The sequence below is a fragment of the Allosphingosinicella sp. genome, assembly GCF_036387215.1.
Lineage (GTDB): Bacteria > Pseudomonadota > Alphaproteobacteria > Sphingomonadales > Sphingomonadaceae > Allosphingosinicella.
This window is the reverse complement of the sequence record NZ_DASVUE010000378.1, coordinates 1-1,905: the sequence shown is the minus strand read 5'-3', so window position 1 is coordinate 1,905 and position 1,905 is coordinate 1. Positions and strand designations below refer to the sequence as shown.

Below are 1,905 nucleotides of genomic sequence, written 5' to 3'. Positions count from 1 at the left end.
CGTCGTCACCGGCCAGCGCGAGGAATATGGCGTCAAATCCACCCGCACCGGGACCCGCACCGACACCGAGATCAAGGACATCCCGCAGGCGATGACAGTCATCTCGGAGGCGCAGATCGAGGACCAGGCGCTCCGCTCGATTGCCGACGTTCTCACCTACGTCCCCGGCGCCATGCCCGGCACCGGCGAAGGCAACCGCGACCAGATCACGCTTCGCGGCAACAACACCACGGCCGATTTCTTCGTCGACGGCATCCGCGACGACGTCCAGTATTTCCGCGACCTCTATAATGTCGACCGGGTCGAGATCCTGCGCGGCCCCAATGCGATGATCTTCGGCCGCGGCGGCGGCGGCGGCATCGTCAACCGGGTGACCAAGCGCTCCAGCCTCAATGCCTATCGCGAGGGCTCCATCTCCGCCGACAGCGAGGGAGGCTTCCGCCTCACCGCCGATGTCGACCAGCCGCTCGGCGCCTCCGCCGGCGTTCGCCTCAACGGCGTCTACGAAGACGGCGAGAGCTTCCGCCGCGGCGTCGATCTGGAGCGCTACGGCGTCAACCCCACGGTCGGCTTCCTGCTCGGCCCCGACACCCGCCTCGATCTGTCCTACGAATTCTTCCACGACCGCCGAACCGCCGACCGCGGCGTGCCGTCGCTCCTCGGACGGCCGCTGAAGGGCGCGGACCGCGTCTTCTTCGGCGATCCCCGGCAGAGCTTTGCCGACGCCGACGTGCATCTCGCCGGCCTCGCCTTCGAGCATCGCTTCAGCGACGCTCTGACGCTGCGCAACCGCACGCTCTATGGCGATTACGACAAATTCTATCAGAACATCTATCCGTCCGGCGCCGTCAATTCCGCCGGAAATCTCACCCTCTCCGCCTATAATGACGCGACGCGGCGCAAGAACGTCTTCAGCCAGACCGACCTCGTCTGGAAGGGCCGCCTCGGAGGTGTCGATCAGACCTTCCTCCTCGGGTTCGAACTTGGGCATCAGGACAGCCGCCAGCGCCGGCTCAACGGCTTCTTCGTAGCCGGCGACAGCGCCTCGATCACGGTTCCCGCCGCCCAGCCGACGGTCAGCCGGGATATGATCTTCCTTCCCTTCAACACCACCGGCGGCTGCAGGCCGAGCAACAGGACCGGCTGCACGCCCGCCAACTTCAACCACACCGATGCTTCGATCCTCGCGGTCTACGCGCAGGACCAGATCCGCCTCGGCATGGTCGAGATCGTCGCCGGCCTCCGCTTCGACCGGTTCAGGCTCGAAGCCACGAACCTCAACAATAATGCGGAGTTCACCCGCACCGACGAGCTGTTCTCGCCCCGCATCGGCCTCATCCTGAAGCCGACCGACGCCTTGTCCTTCTATGCCAGCTACAGCCGCTCCTATCTGCCGAGCTCCGGCGACCAATTCTCCTCGCTCGACATCACGTCCGAAGCGCTGAAGCCGGAGAAGTTCGACAATTACGAGGTCGGCGCGAAGTGGGAGCCGCTCCCGGGCCTGCTTGCCACCTTCGCCGCCTACCAGCTCGACCGCACCAACACCCGCGCGCCCGATCCCGCGAACCCGGCCCGGACGGTGCTCACCGGCGCGCAGCGGAGCCGCGGCATCGAAGTCGGCCTCGAGCGCAACATCAGCGACCAATGGCAGATCTCGGCGGGCTATTCGCACCAGAAGGCCGAGATCCGGTCCCGCACCACCGCCTGCAACCCGGCGGTCGCGAACTGCGAGGTGCCGCTCGTCCCGCGGCACCAATTCTCGCTCTGGAACCGCTACGATTTCACGAAGAAGCTCGGCCTCGGCCTCGGTATCGTCGCCCGCTCCAAGGCCTATGCCTCGATCAGCAACGCGGTGACCCTGCCCGGCTACGTCCGCGTCGACGCCGCCGCTTATTACGAGATCGC

At 66.2% G+C, this 1,905-nt stretch carries 1 protein-coding gene; it reads left to right on the top strand.

Annotation, left to right across the window (positions count from 1 at the left end; translation table 11 throughout):
- A partial coding sequence (locus VF662_RS14710; RefSeq protein WP_464142595.1) for a TonB-dependent receptor occupies positions 1-1,905 on the top strand: 1,905 nt, incomplete at both ends.